The organism is Fictibacillus enclensis (genome assembly GCF_001457035.1).
Lineage (GTDB): Bacteria > Bacillota > Bacilli > Bacillales > Fictibacillaceae > Fictibacillus_C > Fictibacillus_C enclensis.
Map to the genome: position 1 here is coordinate 14,350 of NZ_KQ758622.1, position 18,632 is coordinate 32,981.

17 protein-coding genes, 1 tRNA gene and 1 pseudogene are annotated in these 18,632 nt (G+C 34.7%); 9 read left to right on the plus strand and 10 right to left on the minus strand.

Features of this window, described 5'->3' with window-relative positions; all coding sequences use genetic code 11:
- The first annotated feature begins 6 nt into the window (after nucleotides 1–6).
- Nucleotides 7–1,647 (plus strand): chaperonin GroEL, encoded by a 1,641-nt coding sequence (groL, locus tag AS030_RS21060; protein WP_061975438.1) that lies wholly within the window; start codon nucleotides 7–9, stop codon nucleotides 1,645–1,647.
- Nucleotides 1,648–1,740: 93 nt separating this feature from the next.
- On the opposite strand, the gene AS030_RS24460 is transcribed toward groL, so the two are convergent.
- The 3 genes from AS030_RS24460 to AS030_RS21070 are packed head-to-tail and all read right to left on the minus strand — an operon-like array spanning nucleotide 1,741 to nucleotide 3,784.
- The gene (locus tag AS030_RS24460) at nucleotides 1,741–2,271 is read right to left on the minus strand and encodes a site-specific integrase (RefSeq protein ID WP_276203877.1); all 531 of its coding nucleotides are present in this window, start codon (nucleotides 2,269–2,271) and stop codon (nucleotides 1,741–1,743) included.
- Between the two features lie 12 nt (nucleotides 2,272–2,283).
- A complete protein-coding gene (locus AS030_RS24465) occupies nucleotides 2,284–2,904 on the minus strand; it encodes an Arm DNA-binding domain-containing protein (protein WP_240482450.1) in 621 nt (206 codons plus the stop codon).
- Between the two features lies 1 nt (nucleotide 2,905).
- Nucleotides 2,906–3,784, minus strand: coding sequence for a hypothetical protein (locus tag AS030_RS21070; RefSeq protein ID WP_061975440.1), 879 nt, complete (start codon nucleotides 3,782–3,784; stop codon nucleotides 2,906–2,908).
- Between AS030_RS21070 and AS030_RS24880 the strand changes: the two genes are divergently transcribed.
- The 4 genes from AS030_RS24880 to AS030_RS21085 all read left to right on the plus strand — a co-directional run bounded on the left by AS030_RS24880 (nucleotide 3,752) and on the right by AS030_RS21085 (nucleotide 8,115).
- Complete coding sequence (locus AS030_RS24880) at nucleotides 3,752–3,892, plus strand: restriction endonuclease subunit S domain-containing protein (protein WP_205728281.1); 141 nt, start codon at nucleotides 3,752–3,754, stop codon at nucleotides 3,890–3,892. The two genes, AS030_RS21070 and AS030_RS24880, sit on opposite strands and share 33 nt — an antisense overlap.
- 384 nt (nucleotides 3,893–4,276) lie before the next feature.
- On the plus strand, nucleotides 4,277–6,796 hold the full coding sequence (locus tag AS030_RS21075; protein ID WP_061975442.1) for a DEAD/DEAH box helicase: 2,520 nt from the start codon (nucleotides 4,277–4,279) through the stop codon (nucleotides 6,794–6,796).
- Between the two features lie 69 nt (nucleotides 6,797–6,865).
- Nucleotides 6,866–7,843: a hypothetical protein gene (locus AS030_RS21080; protein ID WP_061975444.1), complete on the plus strand. Its 978-nt coding sequence runs from the start codon at nucleotides 6,866–6,868 to the stop codon at nucleotides 7,841–7,843.
- A gap of 207 nt (nucleotides 7,844–8,050) precedes the next feature.
- Nucleotides 8,051–8,115 (plus strand) — tRNA-Arg (locus tag AS030_RS21085).
- Between the two features lie 558 nt (nucleotides 8,116–8,673).
- On the opposite strand, the pseudogene AS030_RS23245 reads toward AS030_RS21085, so the two are convergent.
- Nucleotides 8,674–8,913 (minus strand): annotated as a pseudogene (locus AS030_RS23245) (tyrosine-type recombinase/integrase); the annotation flags it as partial.
- Between AS030_RS23245 and AS030_RS21090 the strand changes: the two are divergent.
- Nucleotides 8,894–9,217 (plus strand): cystatin-like fold lipoprotein, encoded by a 324-nt coding sequence (locus AS030_RS21090; RefSeq protein WP_074440638.1) that lies wholly within the window; start codon nucleotides 8,894–8,896, stop codon nucleotides 9,215–9,217. The pseudogene AS030_RS23245 and the gene AS030_RS21090 overlap by 20 nt on opposite strands.
- Before the next feature lie 283 nt (nucleotides 9,218–9,500).
- Here AS030_RS21090 and AS030_RS21095 read toward each other — a convergent pair whose 3' ends face one another.
- A complete protein-coding gene (locus AS030_RS21095; protein ID WP_061975446.1) occupies nucleotides 9,501–9,968 on the minus strand; it encodes a hypothetical protein in 468 nt (155 codons plus the stop codon).
- Nucleotides 9,969–11,240: 1,272 nt separating this feature from the next.
- Here AS030_RS21095 and AS030_RS21105 point away from each other — a divergent pair.
- Entirely contained in the window at nucleotides 11,241–11,894 is a 654-nt protein-coding gene (locus AS030_RS21105) for a DUF3990 domain-containing protein (RefSeq protein ID WP_061975449.1), read from the plus strand.
- Nucleotides 11,854–12,084: a hypothetical protein gene (locus tag AS030_RS21110; protein ID WP_061975451.1), complete on the plus strand. Its 231-nt coding sequence runs from the start codon at nucleotides 11,854–11,856 to the stop codon at nucleotides 12,082–12,084. The genes AS030_RS21105 and AS030_RS21110 overlap by 41 nt, the downstream gene beginning before the upstream one ends.
- A gap of 305 nt (nucleotides 12,085–12,389) precedes the next feature.
- On the opposite strand, the gene AS030_RS21115 is transcribed toward AS030_RS21110, so the two are convergent.
- The 4 genes from AS030_RS21115 to AS030_RS23840 form a co-directional block, all read right to left on the minus strand.
- Nucleotides 12,390–12,596: a hypothetical protein gene (locus AS030_RS21115; protein WP_061975453.1), complete on the minus strand. Its 207-nt coding sequence runs from the start codon at nucleotides 12,594–12,596 to the stop codon at nucleotides 12,390–12,392.
- Nucleotides 12,597–12,733: 137 nt separating this feature from the next.
- Nucleotides 12,734–13,096: a hypothetical protein gene (locus AS030_RS21120; RefSeq protein ID WP_061975455.1), complete on the minus strand. Its 363-nt coding sequence runs from the start codon at nucleotides 13,094–13,096 to the stop codon at nucleotides 12,734–12,736.
- Between the two features lie 344 nt (nucleotides 13,097–13,440).
- A complete protein-coding gene (locus AS030_RS21125; protein ID WP_061975457.1) occupies nucleotides 13,441–14,475 on the minus strand; it encodes a DUF6236 family protein in 1,035 nt (344 codons plus the stop codon).
- A 430-nt stretch (nucleotides 14,476–14,905) separates the two neighbouring features.
- Nucleotides 14,906–15,061 carry an AAA family ATPase gene (locus tag AS030_RS23840; RefSeq protein ID WP_156412600.1) on the minus strand — a complete coding sequence of 52 codons (156 nt, stop codon included), beginning with the start codon at nucleotides 15,059–15,061 and terminating at the stop codon, nucleotides 14,906–14,908.
- Nucleotides 15,062–16,231: 1,170 nt separating this feature from the next.
- Between AS030_RS23840 and AS030_RS21130 the strand changes: the two genes are divergently transcribed.
- Entirely contained in the window at nucleotides 16,232–16,855 is a 624-nt protein-coding gene (locus tag AS030_RS21130; protein WP_240482457.1) for a nitroreductase family protein, read from the plus strand.
- 921 nt (nucleotides 16,856–17,776) lie between these two features.
- On the opposite strand, the gene AS030_RS21135 is transcribed toward AS030_RS21130, so the two are convergent.
- On the minus strand, nucleotides 17,777–18,577 hold the full coding sequence (locus tag AS030_RS21135) for an SDR family NAD(P)-dependent oxidoreductase (RefSeq protein ID WP_061975459.1): 801 nt from the start codon (nucleotides 18,575–18,577) through the stop codon (nucleotides 17,777–17,779).
- Between the last annotated feature and the right edge of the window lie 55 nt (nucleotides 18,578–18,632).

Genomic DNA, 18,632 nt, shown 5'->3' on the forward strand with positions numbered 1-18,632 from the left:
TAACTCATGGCTAAAGACATTAAGTTCAGTGAAGACGCTCGCCGCGCAATGCTTCGCGGTGTAGACGCACTTGCAAACGCAGTTAAAGTAACGCTTGGACCAAAAGGACGCAACGTCGTTCTTGAGAAGAAATTCGGTTCACCTCTTATTACTAACGATGGTGTAACGATCGCAAAAGAAATCGAGCTTGAAGATGCATTCGAAAACATGGGTGCAAAGCTTGTTGCTGAAGTAGCAAGCAAAACAAACGATGTTGCCGGTGACGGAACTACAACAGCGACTGTTCTTGCTCAGGCAATGATCCGTGAAGGATTGAAAAACGTAACTTCCGGTGCAAACCCAATGGTTCTTCGCAAAGGAATCGAAAAAGCAACTGCAGTTGCTGTTCAAGAGCTTCAAAAGATCTCCAAGCCGATCGAAGGCAAAGAGTCCATCGCTCAAGTTGCTGCAATCTCTGCTGCTGACGATGAAGTTGGCCAATTGATTGCTGAAGCTATGGAGCGCGTAGGTAACGACGGCGTTATCACGATCGAAGAATCCAAAGGATTCACAACTGAGCTTGAAGTGGTTGAAGGTATGCAGTTCGACCGTGGGTATGCATCTCCATACATGGTAACCAACTCTGACAAGATGGAAGCGGTTCTTGAAAATCCTTACATCTTGATCACGGACAAGAAGATCACTAACATCCAGGAAATCCTTCCTGTACTAGAGCAAGTGGTTCAACAAGGCAAGCCATTGCTTCTCGTAGCTGAAGATGTTGAAGGTGAAGCTCTTGCTACATTAGTAGTAAACAAACTTCGCGGAACATTCAACGCTGTAGCTGTTAAAGCTCCAGGATTCGGTGACCGTCGTAAAGCTATGCTTGAAGACATCGCGATCCTTACTGGCGGTGAAGTCATCACTGAAGAACTAGGTCTTGACCTTAAGACGGCAAACATTGGACAGCTTGGAACAGCTTCTAAAGTGGTTGTTACTAAAGAAAACACAACCATCGTTGAAGGTGCTGGCGAGTCTGACAAAATTGCAGGCCGCGTAACTCAAATCCGTGCTCAATTGGAAGAAACAACTTCCGAGTTCGATAAAGAAAAACTTCAAGAGCGTCTTGCTAAGCTTGCTGGCGGCGTAGCGGTCATCAAAGTTGGTGCAGCTACTGAAACTGAGCTTAAAGAGCGCAAGCTTCGCATTGAAGATGCCCTTAACTCTACGCGTGCAGCAGTAGAAGAAGGAATCGTATCCGGTGGTGGTACTGCCCTAGTAAACGTGGTTCGTGCCCTTTCTTCTCTTGAAGCAGCTGGAGACGAAAAAACTGGTGTGAAACTTGTACTTCGTGCACTTGAAGAGCCAATTCGTCAAATCGCACACAACGCTGGTCTTGAAGGATCTGTTGTGGTTGAGCGCTTGAAAAACGAAGAAATCGGCATTGGTTTCAACGCGGCAACTGGCGAATGGGTAAACATGTTCGAAGCGGGTATCGTTGACCCAACTAAAGTAACTCGTTCTGCACTTCAAAACGCAGCATCCGTATCAGCTATGTTCCTAACAACAGAAGCTGTTATCGCTGACAAGCCAGAAGAAAACGCTGGCGGCGCAGGCATGCCTGACATGGGCGGCATGGGCATGGGCGGAATGGGCGGCATGATGTAATAAACATCTTAAAGCCCTGATATTTGAGGGGTTTGAAGGTGTTAAATTGCAAATGCTCATACTTTTGCTCATAGCAGCATGAATACAAAGTTTTTAGAGAAGGTCTTTCATCAGTTTGCTAAACTGGTGGGAGGCCTTTTCTTCCATATTAGAGGTCATATGGGCGTAAATATTCATTGTGGTGTTTATATCGGTATGCCCTAAGCGATTTTGAATCTCCTTTACTCCGACACCAGCTTCAATTAATAATGAAGTATGTGTGTGTCTAAATGAGTGAGGAGTGATATTTTTTGTGATGCCTGCTTTTTTTAATAAACGCTTTAACCGAATTTCCACAACTTTTCTAAGTTGAGGATGACCGTCATTTCGTGCAAATATAAATTGATTATCAACATATACGGAGCCATATTGTAATTTCATTTCTTTTTGTTGGATTTCATGGCGTTTAAGCATTTTTACGAGTCGATCATCAATCCGAATTGTACGAATTGAACCTACCGTTTTGGGCGAAAGTAATTGATATTTAGTTATATTATTACTCGGATTATATAGTGTTTTGGTTACTCGAAGGGCTCCTTTTTCATAATTAACATCATTCCATTTTAAAGCAAGCAATTCGCTTATACGTAATCCTGTTTAGGAGAGGGTGGTAAATATTAAAGAATCCAAATCCAAACCTTCCATATCACAAAGGCGCAGGAACAGCGCAAGTTCTTCTTTCTCTAAAAACTTCATCTCTTTTTCTTGATTCTCAATTTCCTCTACTTCTATACGCTGCTTTGGTAACTGAATATTTTCTGTAGGATTAATCTTGATAAATTCTAACGCAACAGCATGCTTAAATATCAAACGGCCGCACGCATGGATGCCACTTAAATAATTTTTGCTGTACTGCTCGGAAAGTTCGATTATCCGTTTTTGATAATCCCTTCTTGTTATCTTGTTAAGCGGATATGGCCCCCATACTGAAGTGAAGTGCTTCAATTCTTTACTGCGTGCTCTTACGCTGCTTACTTTGGCATTTTGACCATAAGCCTTTATCCAATCATCAGTAAAAGATTGAAACGTCATTTTTGATTCCTTTATATATGTTCCAGCCTCTACCTCCGCTTCCAAAGCCCGTGCAGCAGAGACTGCTTCCTTTTTGGTGGGAAATCCTGATTTTGTCTTCTGTTTTTGAACTTTGGTCAATGGATCGATACCGAGGGAAATCGTATATGACCACTTGCCGTTACTACTTTTTCGAAAATATGCCATGCTATTTATCTCCTTTTTTCCGTTTTTCTTTCTTTAACCTATTATTATATGCCATCTCACAACTAGAACGTTTACGACCTGGGAGGGCTGAACAAAAACGCTGTCTCTGATGGGTGACTTCAAAGGGATGACCATAATTTTCGCAAATTTTCATCTCCGCTTTATTCTCCATGAATAGATTTAAATAAAAATAAGCTGCATCAAATAAATCCATAAATACTGTTATAGGAATGTTGCTTTTCATCTTATAGGAGAAGAGCGATTTTTCTTCTGTTTTTTCATGCAACATTCGTCTTGCATGGTCATCCACAAATTCTCCCTTTCTGGGAGCCGTTGGTAGTGTCGAATAATCATCTGTAAGAAGCGCTTTTAGGTAAGAAAATACTTTTTGAAACTGGTGGACTTCGTGAAAAAAATCTTGAAGGGACATCCACATGATATTGATATCTACCTTTTGTGGTTTTTCCTCCAAGATAGATTGAGTTATTCCAGTCGGAAGACCCCACGTATTACAAAAGTTCATTATATCTGAGAAAGTTGAAAAAGGGTTTTTTGCTAACTCTGTGTAAAGCGTTCTTCCATATGACTTCAAATCATATTCTGTAGTCAATAATCCATTGGAGAAAATTTGCTTATTGAAATCTTCGGTTGTTTTTAATTTTGATACTGCCTTTTTTGCAACTATAAAAGACGCTTTGTTTTTAAAGACTTTTAGATTATCCTCAGCGTTAATCTTTTCAATTAGTCCATTTTTATTTTCACCGTACAACGCTTTACTATTAAAGAAAGTATGATCCTTTAAAAGTGGAATTATGATTTCATTAGAAAAGCTACTGGAACAACTTTTGTGGCCATCACTGGTGAAGTAGTAAAAAATCATTTGTTCCCACTCCCTCCACTCGCTGAACAAAGACGAATTGTGGAGAAGATTGAACAATTATTACCTTATACAAAACAATTGGTAAAAAAGGTGACCGCGTCCGGGTAACACGTGAAAAATCGCATAATTCGATAGGGGGGTACCCCTAAAATGCCCAAATAAAGCCGCATAGCCTTGTAAACCTTGATATTTAAGGGTTTGCGGGTTGTGTGGCTATTTTTATTTTGTCTAAAAGTATAGGTTTTTGATATAAATATCATTTTAAATTTTTATCTATAGAAAATGACAAAATTTATTCATTTTTTCAAGCAATCAGAGAGGAACGTTTTGAGAACTGGAATTCAACATTAATAATCTAATTAGATCAATCAGTAATACAATGATATGTCTAAATGAGTGTCATGAGAGTGTAGTAATTTTTTAGTCTAAATTTGAAAAAACAACAGACTTACTATATGAATGGTATAATTAGGAATAAATAAGGAGGATTATATGGTTAACTTTAAAAAGCGACTTACTAAACAAAAAATTGAAAAGAAAATCCGTCCTGATGAAATTTATTCTACTCTTGATAGATCTAGCGATAAAGGGCCATTACGTCCAGTACAGGAAAAAATACTTGACAAGTGGTTTACGGATTTTCAAGGCAAAAAAGATGTTATATTGAAGTTACATACAGGTCAAGGTAAAACGTTAGTTGGGTTACTTATGCTTCAATCAAAGTTAAATCAAGAAAAAGGTCCTGCTTTATACCTTTGCCATAATAATCAATTAGTAGAACAAACTTGTAAACAGGCTGAAAGTTTTGGAATTGGTTATACAACTGTTGATAGGGAAATTCCTGATGAATTCATAGATGGAAAGACTATTTTAATAACATCAGTTCAAAAGCTTTTCAATGGTGAAACCAAATTTGGTCTGGGTAACAAATCAATCTCTGTCTCTACTGTATTAATGGATGATGCACATGCATGTATAGAGGTAATAAAAAATGCCTGTAAAATTGTATTAAAGCAAGACTCGCATGCTTATCATGAAATTTTCTCATTGTTTTCCACGGAATTACAGAACCAAGGGGCGGGAACATATGCTGATATTACTCGAAAAAGTTATGATTCACTAACAGCTGTCCCTTATTGGGTTTGGCAAGATATGCATACAGAGGTATCTGACATATTGTCAAAATACAGTAACCAAAAAGATATTAGGTTTACATGGCCGATAATTAAGGACATGATTAAAGATTGCCAATGTATTATTTCAGGACAAAGCTTGGAAATTATTCCTTATGTAACTCCACTATATATGTTCGGGTCTTACCATAAAGCTGAACATAGAATTTTTATGTCTGCAACAATTACCGATGATTCTTTCTTTATTAAAGGGCTAGGAATATCATCAGATACAATTCGTAATCCTTTGGTATTACCAGACGAAGGGTGGTCTGGTGAGAAAATGATATTAATTCCATCTTTAATTGATTCCTCATTAAATAGAACGGAGATAGTCAACATTTTTGCAAAACCATCAAAGAAGAGAAAATTCGGGGTTGTAGCCTTAGTACCAAGTTTTAATTCAACTAAAGACTGGAAGGAATACGGAGCTACCATAGCTACAAGAGAGATTATTGTTGATGAAATAGGAAAGCTCAAAGAAAAGAATTTCGAAAAAACCTTAGTAATAGCTAATAGATACGATGGAATTGATTTACCTGACAGTTCCTGCAGAGTGTTAGTGTTTGATTCAAGGCCATATTTTGAGTCGTTATATGACAGGTATCTTGAGGAATGCCGTGGAAATAGTGATATTGTTTCAATAAAGCTTGCTCAGACAATTGAACAAGGACTTGGTAGAGCTGTCAGAGGAGAAAAGGATTATTGTGCAATAATTATTACTGGTACTGAGTTAGTTCGTGCAATTCGTAGTAAGAAATCAAGGGGATATTTTTCACTACAAACAAGGACACAAATAGAAATCGGCCTCGAAATAGCTGAATTTTCCAAAGAAGAGATAAGAGAAGGTGATGAGCCTAAAAAATCATTTTTAGGACTTTTAAAACAGTCACTGGGACGAGATGAAGGGTGGAAGGAATTTTATACTGAAAAAATGGATGAGATTCAACCTGATAGTAAAACCTCTAATATGTTAGAAATAATAGAGTTTGAAAATTTAGCTGAAGAAAAATATTCAAGAGGAGATTTCCAAGGGGCTGTTCAAACAATCCAGAAATTAATCGATAACCATGTTACAACCGATGAGGAAAGAGGATGGTATTTACAAGAAATGGCTAGACTTATATACCCTTCTTCAAAAATGACTTCAAATAAATTTCAAGTTAGTGCGCACAGGAAAAATACATTTCTTTTAAAACCAAAGGAAGGTATGGAGGTTCAAAAAATATCATCCATTAGTTTAAAGAGAATAGAAAATATATCTCAATGGATTCACTCATTTGATAATTTTGATGAACTTTATCTGGAATTGGATGATATTCTAAGTAAATTGAAATTTGGAGTGAATGCCGATCGGTTTGAGCAGGCATTTGATGAGCTTGCAAAAGTCTTGGGATTTCCAAGTCAAAGGCCTGACAAAGAATGGAAAGAAGGACCAGATAATATATGGAAAACAGGGGATAACAAATACCTTCTGGTCGAATGTAAGAATAATGTGGACGTAACAAGAAATGAAATTAATAAAGATGAAACGGGACAAATTAACAATGCTTGTGCATGGTTTGAAAAGGTATATGGGGACGTACTTGTTAAAAATATTATTATAATTTCGACTAAAAACGTTTCTAAGGCTGCGGGATTCAATAAATCAGTACAAGTGATGAGAGAAAATAAATTAAGATTATTAACCGATAATGTTAGGAAGTTTTACCTAGAATTTAAGGGACTAGACCTAGATAATTTATCTGAAAAGAGAATTCAGGAATTATTGGTTAGGTTTAAATTGACAAGTGATGATTTAATGTCCGATGTATATTCAGAGGAGCCAAGACTACATTAAACAATCATATTAGAACCGGCTGCTTATGCAGCCTTTTTTTACTATTTTAGGAAATTTGGAGATGGTTACATGGAATCAACAATCTATTCCCCATTTGAAGATTTGCACTTTGATTATGATAAATGTTTTCTGTGTGGAGGAGAACCAGATTCACAAGAGCATGTTTATCCAAAATGGCTGCAGAGAAAGTATGATCTTTGGAATAAAAGAATTTATTTCCGAAATAGAACTAGTATACAATATAAAGATTTAAAAATCCCTTGTTGTAAAAACTGCAATAATAAATCTTTATCTCAATTAGAAAATAAAATTAATGAAGCAGTTAATGGAGGATATGAAAAGTTTAAGAACTTAGACGAATTAACAATAATGCAATGGGTTTCGAAAGTATACTACGGAAAGTTATTTAAAAAGTTGAATCTATTAATTGACAGAAAAAATAAAGACTTTGGGACAATGGTAAATAAAGAACAAATTTTTTCTTATAGGGGCTTACATGAATTTTTACAATCATTACGTAAGCCAATAGAATTTACTGGCGATATTCCTTGGTCTGTACAGGTTTTTCAAGTACATAATGACTCCAGACTTGAAGATTATGAATATATAGATACGATTTTTATAACAGGCTGTATTCGTATAGGGGATATTGGAATTGTATATAGTTTTGGAGACTGGGGATATGCAAAGTTAGGTAATAGTAAAATACTAAATGACTTCATAGATTTAATAATTCATCCTATACAGCTACAAGAAATAGCGGCAAGGTTTTCATATGCTCGTTCAAAGGTGAATTTTGAAAATCTTTCCCTCATAGTTATGGATGAATCAAGACTCACATATATTGGAACAAAACCAAATATACAACTTACATTCAATCATAAAGAGTATTTTATGTTTTTGCAATTTTTCTTTGTTAATTTCGGAAATTCTGTGAAATTGATTTATGATGAAACACAAGAGTCTATAACTAGTTTTCTCTTTGAAAATAACCAAGCAAGAGTATTAGATGAAAATGGCCAGCTAAAATGTTACAAAAGAACATAATCTGATAAACATTTAATTCCACTTTTCACTAAACGATTAGAAGTGTTGTAAATTAATAAATAAAATGATTTAGAGGATAAAGGATGAATAGTGCAATTCTAGTTGCTAATGATACTAAGGCAGTTTATTGTAATAATTGGCCTTTTTCCATATTCTAAAAAATAGTTCTCGCTTAATTTATCCATCGGATATATAATAAATATGCTCGTGGTGTAATGGCAGCATTCTCGACTACGAATTGAGAGGTGACGGTTCGAATCCGTTCGGGTCCACTCAAGGTGGTAAAAAGCACAGTCACTGACTGGGCTTTTTTTATGCAAAATACTTTTTTTTTGAATACAACCATGTGGATCTCCTTTATTAAGGCTATTTTTGTTAGATGTTTGTCCTCCTGATATTTTCTTTTTATTAGAAATTATTAATGTCAAACTAAAAAAGTATCGGTATTGTACTCATTATTGGATTGCTTCTCGGGGGATCAAGGTAAAAAGGTCAAATCTGTTTGAAAAGGTATGTAGAGGGATAAGAATTGGTCTTTTTCAACAGTGAAGGAGTTCATTTGCGGGAGAAGAGGGGCGACGAGAGGAAGTTGTGATTCATTAAAATGCTCATAATTTTGCTCATTGAATTTTTTTGTTTGGTTAAGGATTATTTTAGAAGAACGCTATGAACCCTTCTTATCAAGGCTTTTTATGATGCTATCTTTGCCCATTTCATCTCCTGATGAATGGGCGGCATGATGTAATTTAACGCTCGAAAACCTTGTTATATCAGGGCTTAAGCGTGTTACATTAGGTCTTTCACCTAAAAAAATCACATTTTAATAACATTTATTTTGAATTCCCCATTTTGAGGATGTTTCCGAAAGTCTGATGGACTTTTTGAGAAGCATCCTCTTTCATTTTATCTGTTACATGGGTGTAAATCTTCATGGTCGTTTTCATGTCATCGTGACCAACTCTTCTCATGATGGTGGTAATGTCGACTCCAGCTTCAGCTAACATACTTATATGTGTGTGTCTGAATATATGAGGTGTTGCATGTTTCTTTATGGATGTCTTCTCTAAAAGGATTGATAAAGTAATTAATCAAGAAATAAAGCATACTAAAGATGAAGGTATGAGTACAGAAGCTATGACTAGAGATAATGCTATCATACGAGTTTATGATGGTGGGAAGTATATTCAATTGGCTTTTTATATGGATGATCCAGATCGTGAACTTACTCCATATTATTATTATGAAAAGTTTGGAGATTCGTATGAAGAAATGAGTGGGATGCCAGGAAGTGGAGAAGGTGATCGTTTGGGATTTTATAAGAAAGCACCAGATTATGAAGAAGTTAAGGGAAAAGAAACAAAGTTAAAAGAGTAGACCAAATGTTGTCTACTCTCTTATTGTTTTTATGCTGTTAAATGATAATAAAGTTAATTAAAATCGCAAACACACTCAATTGTCAAGGATGGTTGTAAAGCACGATCTCTGTTATGACCATAAGAAGACTTTTCTTGAAATCAAATAGCCATCACAAACCTTTTTCAACATTATTCTTTATCGGAGGCATCCAGTTAACAGTGGCAAATAATGAATACCGTTTTAGATATTTGATTATTAAACGCTAATCTTGCGATTAAATGTGTGAAGTCAAGGGTTTGGCTTATTGTCTTGTTTCCCCAGCACTGTTTTGAATTAAATCCTGCTTTTTAATAAGGTAATTCTTATATTTAAAATAAGGGCTATTAATTTGGGGAGATTCTGGAGCTTTTTCTTGTTCTCGAATTAGGATAATAGAAACTAAATAAGACATTAAAAAACCGATGTATGTTGTATTGAAAATAATTCCAACAATGTATTCAATAAAAGGTATATAGGTCAACGGTTGATCCAATACAACAGTTTGTAATGAATAAAACGGTGTTAATCCTTTATAGGTAACAAAAATAAACTGGAATAACATATCGTCATCTTGCATTAACTGAGTGTGTTCATGGTCTGTAAAAAATTTAAAAACATCGTTATGCTCAAAGTAAAAAGACCCAAAAGAAAAGCCTAGAAAGAACAGGACTAAAATTAAGAGACCGATAAAATTTAAAATTTGAAATGATATCGATTTAAAACTATCCATTGTATGCTTCATTAAGACAAAGGATAATAACAAAGGCGTTAAGACACAAAATATTAACACAATAATATTGCTTTTTGTTTCAAATAATAGGCTTATAAATAGTGCAAAAAAATAAACTATTATGTAAACCTTACAAATGTAGAAAAATGATCGTGCTAAGATTCCTCCAGGTGTAGGCTTTGTTAGAAATAAACACACTCCATAAATTAAAATAAAAATTACAGTTAGAGCCCCAAATCGCCCTAAAGAATGATGTTTTTCGGGCAAAAAAACCATGCATGCTAATGTTATTAAAAACACCAATAGAATGAATTGATTCCTTGAACGAATTAGTAACAACTTACGATAAGTATTGGGTTGTTTCAAAGAGATAACCAATGGATCTTTTTTTAAACTATAGTTGCCAAACGAAAATTTCTGAATTTTTTTATTTTTAACTTTCTTACTTTGACATACAGTGTATAAATCATTGAAATCAATGAAAATACTCCCATGATTCCAATCAATAAGTACAGCAGCATACTAACCCTCCAAATTTGTGAAGTTCTAAAAATTACTTACAGCACATGTTAAGGAAAAATATTTTAGATATAACTATTTAACCCTTTCTAATAAGAAAAATCTTTAAAAAATATTTTGGCATGCAGCTGTAAACGCTAGAATATAGTTGACAGATTCTGCTACGAGATCAAGCCATTCATCTGGAAAGTCATTTTGAAGAATGGCACTAGCGTGTCTCCATTTATGAACTACATAGTTATCCAAAATAAATTTGGGAAAATTTTCAATTGCCCTTTTGCTATTCACCTCCTTTGCACGTAGGATTATTTTACCATATATCCATTGTATGGAAAGCAATTTAGCAAGCTGTTTTCTGAGTAAAATACGTTTTTGAAAGTCATATCAAATAGGAATACCTTGGTTTATAATTAATGTAATATCTTGTTATAAAAGGGGGTTGGTAGACATAAACTTTAAGGAAATTAAAAGGTAAAAGTTAAATAATGATAAAGGAGATATAAAACCCTGTTCCAAAAATTCACCTGAATATTATGAAGTAGAACTTTTTAAAGAAATGACCAATGTCATGCGGCAGTATCTAAAAAAGAAGCTAATAGTATTGTAATGTATGTGCTGGAAAAGGATTGTTTACTTAATAGATGTGTTTAAATTTTATTGAAAATTCATGAAATTTTAATAATATCCACCTGATTTTAACTTTTTATGGTATCATTTACTAAAATGATAAAAAGTGGGTGGGGATGAGATTAAATGGTGAGAATTGAGGAAATAATTAATCCAGATACAAAACTTTATCATGCTACAACTAGTAATTACGTAAAATCGTTGTTTGATGGTATTCAAATTAGTAAATGTGATACCCAAACCGATTTTGGGCAAGGATTTTATTTAACTACAAACTTGAAGCAAGCAAAAAAGTGGGCATTTACAAAAGAAAATGAGCATAATAGAACTGAAGAAAAAAAGCAAATAAAGCAAAGAACTTCATACGCTAATTATGTTAAAGGCGTGATTGTAGTTTATAATATGCGACTACAGGGAATTACACCCTTCGAATTTAATACTCATGTGTTCCCAACAGCTGATTTAAGATGGGGAGATTTTGTTTACCGAAACCGATCATTCATCGACCATCCGCAATTTAACAATAGAAATAAAGATATAGATATCGTATATGGCCCTTTAGCAGACGGCAACGGACTTATGGGAATGATAGATGATGTCGATAACGGCGAAATGGAAGTGCCGGATTTTTACAATAATATATTGAGTGAACATTACGTGCTTAATGGTTTTGACCAGTTATCAGTTCACACCCCTCGAGCTATTGAAACTTTATTATGGAAAGAGGTGATCTTACCACATGAGCTTAGACGAAAACAAAAAACAAGAATACGTGGATAGATTTACTGAAAAAATATTAGAAATATTAATTTACGAACATGGTGTTAAAAAAGAAGAAGCCATCGAACTTCTTGATGATTCAATTTATTTCGAAATGTTAGATGATAACTTCAATTTCGTTTTGCACCATTCACCAAAATATTGGGCTAAAAAAGCCTTGGAATTTCAGAGGCAAGTAGAATATGCATAGAGCATAATACTTTAGTTTCAGCTACTTTTAAACTAAACACTCTTACTATTCTGCTTAGAGGCCTCATCCCACTGTTCATAGTATTTTTGATAATTCCCATATAAGCTATGAAGAGCGCCTTGAAGTTCCGCTGGGAGATTCGGCTCACCAGCTATCTGATGAGTGGACGGCACATGTGTAATTAAAGTTATTAAAGTAATGACTTCTTACACTGTTAACAGTTCAAATAGAGAATATGTCAAAGGAGCTTGGAATTTACCAAGCTCCTTAATTTATATCCTATTTGGCTAAACCATTATAAAAAATTAATCATCAAGGTATTTCCACCTATCTGCTTCTTCTGCATCACTTTGTAACATTCGTCTTTTAAGGTTATATTTCTTAGATTTTATAAATTTTTTTCTTGATTCATCCCATTCACAAAGTTCTATGTCAATACCCACCTTAATGTATCTCCACCATGGATTTTGAGTTTCATCAAACCAGAAGTGGTCTGGAAGCTTCTCTTTCAACCCGGCATCTCTTAATTTCTTATCTTCCTAGTTAGTAATAACCGCTCCAATAAGTTTATCAATCATATGTTCATGGATATATTTAACATATGGTTCTTGTCTATAATCGAGGAATCTTATAAATTGCTTGATAGGCACTACATGCTCATGAACAAGTATATTTGATAGTTTTTTTCAGGTATAGATTTTCCATTATTACTTACAACCATGTTTGTATACAATGTTATGGCTTCTTTAGACCAGAATTGACATCCTTTGTATTTACCAAGGTCTTTGGTCCAATCTCTTGCTACAGTTTCAAAGAGGTCCCGTTTTGCTTTGGGGGTTAATCCACTGGCGGCTAAGGTGTGAGAAACATCTTTAATCATATCATCTCTACTTCTTTTATTTTCTACTACTGAGATCCCACCATTAGCCAATTGAACCCCTGTATATTCCCATTCATCAAGTTCATCTTCTTCATTTATTATTAAATCTTGATTTTCAATTTCTTTATCCATAAACATCCTCCGAAATTTTCCTTTTTTAATACAAGATGATAACCACCCTATATTTCTAAAATTCTAAATTAAATGAGGAGATTATCGAAAGAGAACAGGTTGAATATGTCTTCGATTGTTGTGTTATCCTCAAAACAATATTAGGGTCATTTATCTCTAAGTACGTTTTATTGCCCATCTTTCTTCTATTATATATCGAAATGAATGGGCGGCATGATTGTAATAACCGCTAGTTCATAAGGAGTTGTGCTCTGAATGAGAAATTTAAATGACTATCTCCTTAAAGGAATTAGATTTTTATTATTGGTTTGTTTGAAATTTAACTTTTGTGATTTTCTTTCAGCTTAATTAGTTGAAAAAATTTTATGGAATTTTCCTTTTTTACTCATAGCTCCTGAATGAAATACATAGGAATATGGTGAATTATTTATTTCATTATTGATAGAATATCTATAGTTTATGTAACTGCATCCTAAACCAATCATTCCACCTACAGTCGTTCCAACTAAAGGTGATAATTCCTTTAAATTTGAGTATATATTTCCAACAAGAGTAAATAAGACTGGATCTTTTAAGTTAATCAATGATTTTAATGAATCAAATTTAAATAAAATCTTTTTCTCTTTTAGTAATCGACTAATTAGAAGAATATTCAATTCAATATCTTCTTTAAACTCTTGAATAACTTCTTCTAATTCATAATTTGTTTCCGTCTGACTAACTCTTGTTGTGTAATCTCTTAATATGGATTTAAATCTAAGTAATTCTTCTTTTCTTTCCTTTTTAAAGGAGATAATTTCGTTTATTGAAACATCAGAGGTAGGGACAGGAAGACAATTTAGTAATCTTAACTCTCCAACTTTTTTTCTATCCTCTTTAGATTTTAATCCATATATTAACCTTTCTTGAGTTACATAGTTGGTTGCTGGAATGTAAGATTTATCTATAGCCATGTGTTTTGCTAAGATTCCGAGATAACAATCACTTACTATCTTAGGGATTTCATACCATTTATCCCCTTTTATTCTATCCAATCCATTCTGTTGAAAGAATTCCTCGATTACATGACTGAATTTTGAGGAATATACTTCTGACGTTCGAACAGTTCGATTCATTTTAAGTTGAAATTGTTTAGAGGATAATAAATTAATTACTTCTTCTTCAAACAAATTTTTATTCGTACTCTCAGAAAAGAATCTCTCAGGTGAAAGCATTTCATATTCATTATTTTCCTCTAATTGTTGAATTATATAATCTTTTTTATTTATTAAATCATAAGGGACAATTGATGCTATTTTTTCTGAGTAAAGCAACATTTTTTTCAGCCAATTATCATTAGGCAAAGAAATTGAAGGATAGTACAAATATTTAAAACTCATAAAATCCTCTCCTTATATATCTTAAATCTAGTATATAGGTAATTGTTGGTAATGGCTATGTGATTTAGTTCACTTTTTGTAATAATGAGCAAAATTAATGGTTCTAGTTGTTCTTTTGCACTTTCGTCCTTGCCATCCCTTAAGTGTCAAGGCCGGTTATAACTTGGTTTTACGTAATTTTGGTGATTATTCACAGATGGTTTGTGTATTTAAAATATCTTTATTATAGCTGATAAATGTCAATAAAAAGAGACAATGCTAAAATACGTGTATATGATGACGGTAAGTATATTTGCTTATTATTCTTCATATTACTCTCATAAACCATCTTATAATTATTACCAAAAGTGGGGGATTCTTATAAGAGTATGAGCGGAATGCCAAGCAGTGGGAAGGATGATGTATTAGGATTGTCTAAAAAGAAACCTGATTATGAAGAACAAAAAGGAAAAGAAGTAGATATTGAAGTCTTTCCTGTTCCATTTTCACCGATGAATATCTTTACTTCTTGATCAAGGTGTATTTTTAGACTTTTGTAACCAAATAATCCCTTAATCTCAACTGATAAAATCGCATCTCTTTGCATAAACATCCCCCTTAATGCAAATGGTTTATAACGGTTAAAAATGCTAAGTTTTTAAGGCTTAAAGAAGTGAAGTATCCAAGTCTTTACTAGTTACTATTTCTATTTTCAAACAAGTGTAGCAAACCTCAGTAAAGGGCTGCTTACGATTAATTGTTCAACTCAATAAAAGAGTGCTAACTTTTATCGCTTCCCATTGAATAAAGCCCCTTTTTTCATTGAAAATACACCTTTTATGTAATAACTATATAAAAGGGTTTTCTCATTGTCTCGTTTTAAGGAGTCTGATTATTATGTTAGGTCTTTTATGTCCAAGAAAATGAAGGTCGTAGTTGTGTAATGGGGAAAATTTTTTAACTGTATCCTTTTTAGAGTACAGGAACGAAAAACAGCAAAATCCAACTAAAAGATGGGCGGCATGATGTAATTAAGGTTTTAAAACCTTGTTATACCAACGTCTAAAATGAATATATGCTTTTCTTGTCCTCGTTTTATAAAAAACAAGGCATCCTATGACAAAAAAATAACTAAAGAGAAGGTCTTTCATCAGTTTACTACACTGTTGGGAGGCCTTTTCTTCCATATTGGCGGTCATATGGGCGTAAATGTTCATTGTTGTATTGATATCTGTATGACCTAATCGCTGCTGGACTTCTTTAATTCACACCCCGGCTTCTATTAATAAAGAAGTATGAGTATGTCTGAAGGAATGGGGAGTTATGTTTTTTTCTATACCTGATTTTCTTCAGCAGTCGTTAGAGCCTAGTTTCAATTACTTTTCTTAATTGTGGATGTCCATCATCCCTGGCAAATATAAACCCATTATCATAGTAAATGTGGTTGTTTTTCAATTTAATCTCATTTTGTTTTATCCGGTGCTTTTTTAATAAATTCACTAGGGTTCATCAATCTTAAGACTTCGGACGGATCCCTTTGTTTTGGGAGTAAGTTATTGGAGCTTTCAAAATTATTATTTGGATTATATAAAGTTTTAGTAACCCTTAAAGTTCCTTTTTTATCGTTTTATTTAAAACCTAAAGACGGAAAAGCAATCGCTTCATATAAAAATACAAGGCTGATGCTACACATAGTGTAAATTTTAACTAACAAAAGGTTATTGTGTTTTTATGTAGTGTAACCTAATTAAGACTTTTTCTAGAAAGGATGATCATCATGGCTATGAACACAACAGAACAATCTCTATCGGTACAACAAGCAATTGAAACACGCCATAGCATTCGCAAATATAAGCAGGAGCCTATTCCTCAGCAAGACCTAAATAAGATTTTTGAGTTGGTCCGCTTATCCCCAAGTGCATGGAACCTTCAACCATGGCGTTTCCATGTAGTGACGGATAACGATCTAAAGGAAAAGTTGGAAGCAGCAGCTTATGGTCAAAAACAAGTGACTTCAGCACCCGCGGTTGTTGTGGTTACAAGTGATATGGAGGATGTACTTGCAAATATTGCTGACACTGTACATCCGGGACTTCCTCCAGAGCGCAAGCAGGAAGAAGTGGCCAATCTGTCAGGATTTTTCAATGGTATGACGGTGGAAGATCGTGCTCAATGGGGATTAACCCAAACAAATATTGCTTTCGGGTTCTTAATGCTTGCCGTTCAAGGATATGGATATTCAAGCAACCCTATGCTGGGCTTTGATCAGGATAAAGTAAGAGAGCTCCTGAATCTTCCCGGGCATGTCAAATTGGCAGGCATTCTACCCATTGGTAAAGCAGATTCTGAAGGATATCCGCATCATCGTTTTGACTTAGAAAAAATCGCTACATTCCATTAACTATACAGGATGCACTGGAGGGCTATAAAGTCCTCCTTTTTTATTTCAAGACATCGACCGTCACGCCACTAAAGAAGTAACGCCAGTCGACTCTTAAATGCCTAATAGTGTGCTTTTATTAACAAGCTAAACAGCCTTGTAGTAGTAAGTACGGAGTACCAGGTTTCTTCAACAAAAGGACTCTGACCCATTGCGTTAACATAACTGGCCTCCACCCTTGGATAGGCATAACGAAGGAATGAGAGGGCATTGACCCGTTGAGACATGGGATGGAAAGCCTCCCGAGGAGGCGTGGAGATGTACATTACATGGTAGAATATGGATAAGGAAACTTACTCAAAGGTGCCTGAACTGATCCGAAATTAAAATTAGAGGCTTCTCATTAGTTGAGCAAACTTTTGGGAAGCTTCTTTTTTTCTGTCTTTGGGAATGTGTAAATAAACCTGTGTTGTAGTTTCATCTTCTGTATGACCAAGTCGATAGAATCAGGAAAATAAAAATGCCTATGGACATTCTTGTGCTTTAGCTAAACAGACGGTCAAGATATGTATGATTATTTAAAAAATGACCACTCCTCTATAACAAGGAAGTGGTCATTATTTTTTTGAAACAAAAATATAGACTTTTTGCTCAAAAGAAACAATGTTCTTTAGTAATGTACGGTAAACCGCACCATAAATAACGGTAAACTCCAAGCATGTTTACTAATTATCCCCAGGACTATTCAAAGAAAAATCACATGCAGTTTTGGTGATACAGAATATAAAAACGGTGATACGAAGCGTCTTTACTATCTCGGGCTGATAAAGCTTCATCCATATCTAAAGAAAACGGGCGGAATCAGGTAATCTAAACAAAAAAGCGGCTATCGAAAAAAGATAGCCCTTTTTGTTTGAATTTTTTCTTAAGAATTAGCTTAATTTATATACTCGCAACCGAACCGCCATCTACCCGAAGGTTTACACCATTAATAAAGGAAGCCTGTTCGGAAGCAAGATAAACAACAGCAGACGCTGCTTCATCAACTGTTCCAGGCCGTTTTACTTCGACATGTGGACGGTTTTCCTTTAAAAATTGTTGAGTAGCTTCTTCATAGGTTATATTCAGCTGCTTCGCATTATCTTTTAATAGATTTTCCAGCATTGGTGTCATGATAAATGCTGGTGATACAGTATTCACCAGAATTCCCTGTGCGGCATACGCCTTTGATAAGCTCTTTGAAAAATTGATAATGGCTGCCTTTGAAGCATTATAATGAGGCATAAACGAATCAGGCTGAAGCCCAGATTCCGATGAAATATTAATGATGCGTCCATATCCGGTTTTTTTCATAAAAGGGATAACTGCTTTGGTTACGCGGACCGTCCCAAATACATTCACATCAAAAATATGCTGCCAGGCCTCTATATCTAATGTTTCAAAATCATCAAATCCACTGGCTATTCCTGCATTATTTACGAGTATATCGATTGATTTGAAACGGTCGATTGCAGAGGAGACCAGATGTTCCACATCAGATTGTTTCGTCAAATCCGCCTGAACGGCAAGCACATTGCCTCCCAGCTTTTCAATTTCCGCTGCTGTTTCTCTTAATGCTCCTTCACCGCGGCCACAAATTACAACATTGGTGCCTTCCTTGGCAAACGCTATGGCAATTGCTTTTCCGATACCTTTACTGCCGCCTGTCACGATTGCCGTTTTATCTTTTAATCCCAGGTTCACTTTAAATCAAATCCTTTCTATGGGCGTCTATTGTTGATTATATATTAACAATAAC

Coding starts and splice junctions, on each gene's coding strand:
- groL (WP_061975438.1), top strand. CDS start 7: ATGGCTAAAGACATTAAGTTCAGTGAAGACGCTCGCCGCGCAATGCTT.
- AS030_RS24465 (WP_240482450.1), bottom strand. CDS start 2,904: ATGGCATATTTTCGAAAAAGTAGTAACGGCAAGTGGTCATATACGATT.
- AS030_RS21070 (WP_061975440.1), bottom strand. CDS start 3,784: ATGATTTTTTACTACTTCACCAGTGATGGCCACAAAAGTTGTTCCAGT.
- AS030_RS21075 (WP_061975442.1), top strand. CDS start 4,277: ATGGTTAACTTTAAAAAGCGACTTACTAAACAAAAAATTGAAAAGAAA.
- AS030_RS21080 (WP_061975444.1), top strand. CDS start 6,866: ATGGAATCAACAATCTATTCCCCATTTGAAGATTTGCACTTTGATTAT.
- AS030_RS21090 (WP_074440638.1), top strand. CDS start 8,894: ATGGATGTCTTCTCTAAAAGGATTGATAAAGTAATTAATCAAGAAATA.
- AS030_RS21095 (WP_061975446.1), bottom strand. CDS start 9,968: ATGGATAGTTTTAAATCGATATCATTTCAAATTTTAAATTTTATCGGT.
- AS030_RS21105 (WP_061975449.1), top strand. CDS start 11,241: ATGGTGAGAATTGAGGAAATAATTAATCCAGATACAAAACTTTATCAT.
- AS030_RS21110 (WP_061975451.1), top strand. CDS start 11,854: ATGAGCTTAGACGAAAACAAAAAACAAGAATACGTGGATAGATTTACT.
- AS030_RS21120 (WP_061975455.1), bottom strand. CDS start 13,096: ATGGATAAAGAAATTGAAAATCAAGATTTAATAATAAATGAAGAAGAT.
- AS030_RS21125 (WP_061975457.1), bottom strand. CDS start 14,475: ATGAGTTTTAAATATTTGTACTATCCTTCAATTTCTTTGCCTAATGAT.
- AS030_RS23840 (WP_156412600.1), bottom strand. CDS start 15,061: ATGCAAAGAGATGCGATTTTATCAGTTGAGATTAAGGGATTATTTGGT.
- AS030_RS21130 (WP_240482457.1), top strand. CDS start 16,232: ATGGCTATGAACACAACAGAACAATCTCTATCGGTACAACAAGCAATT.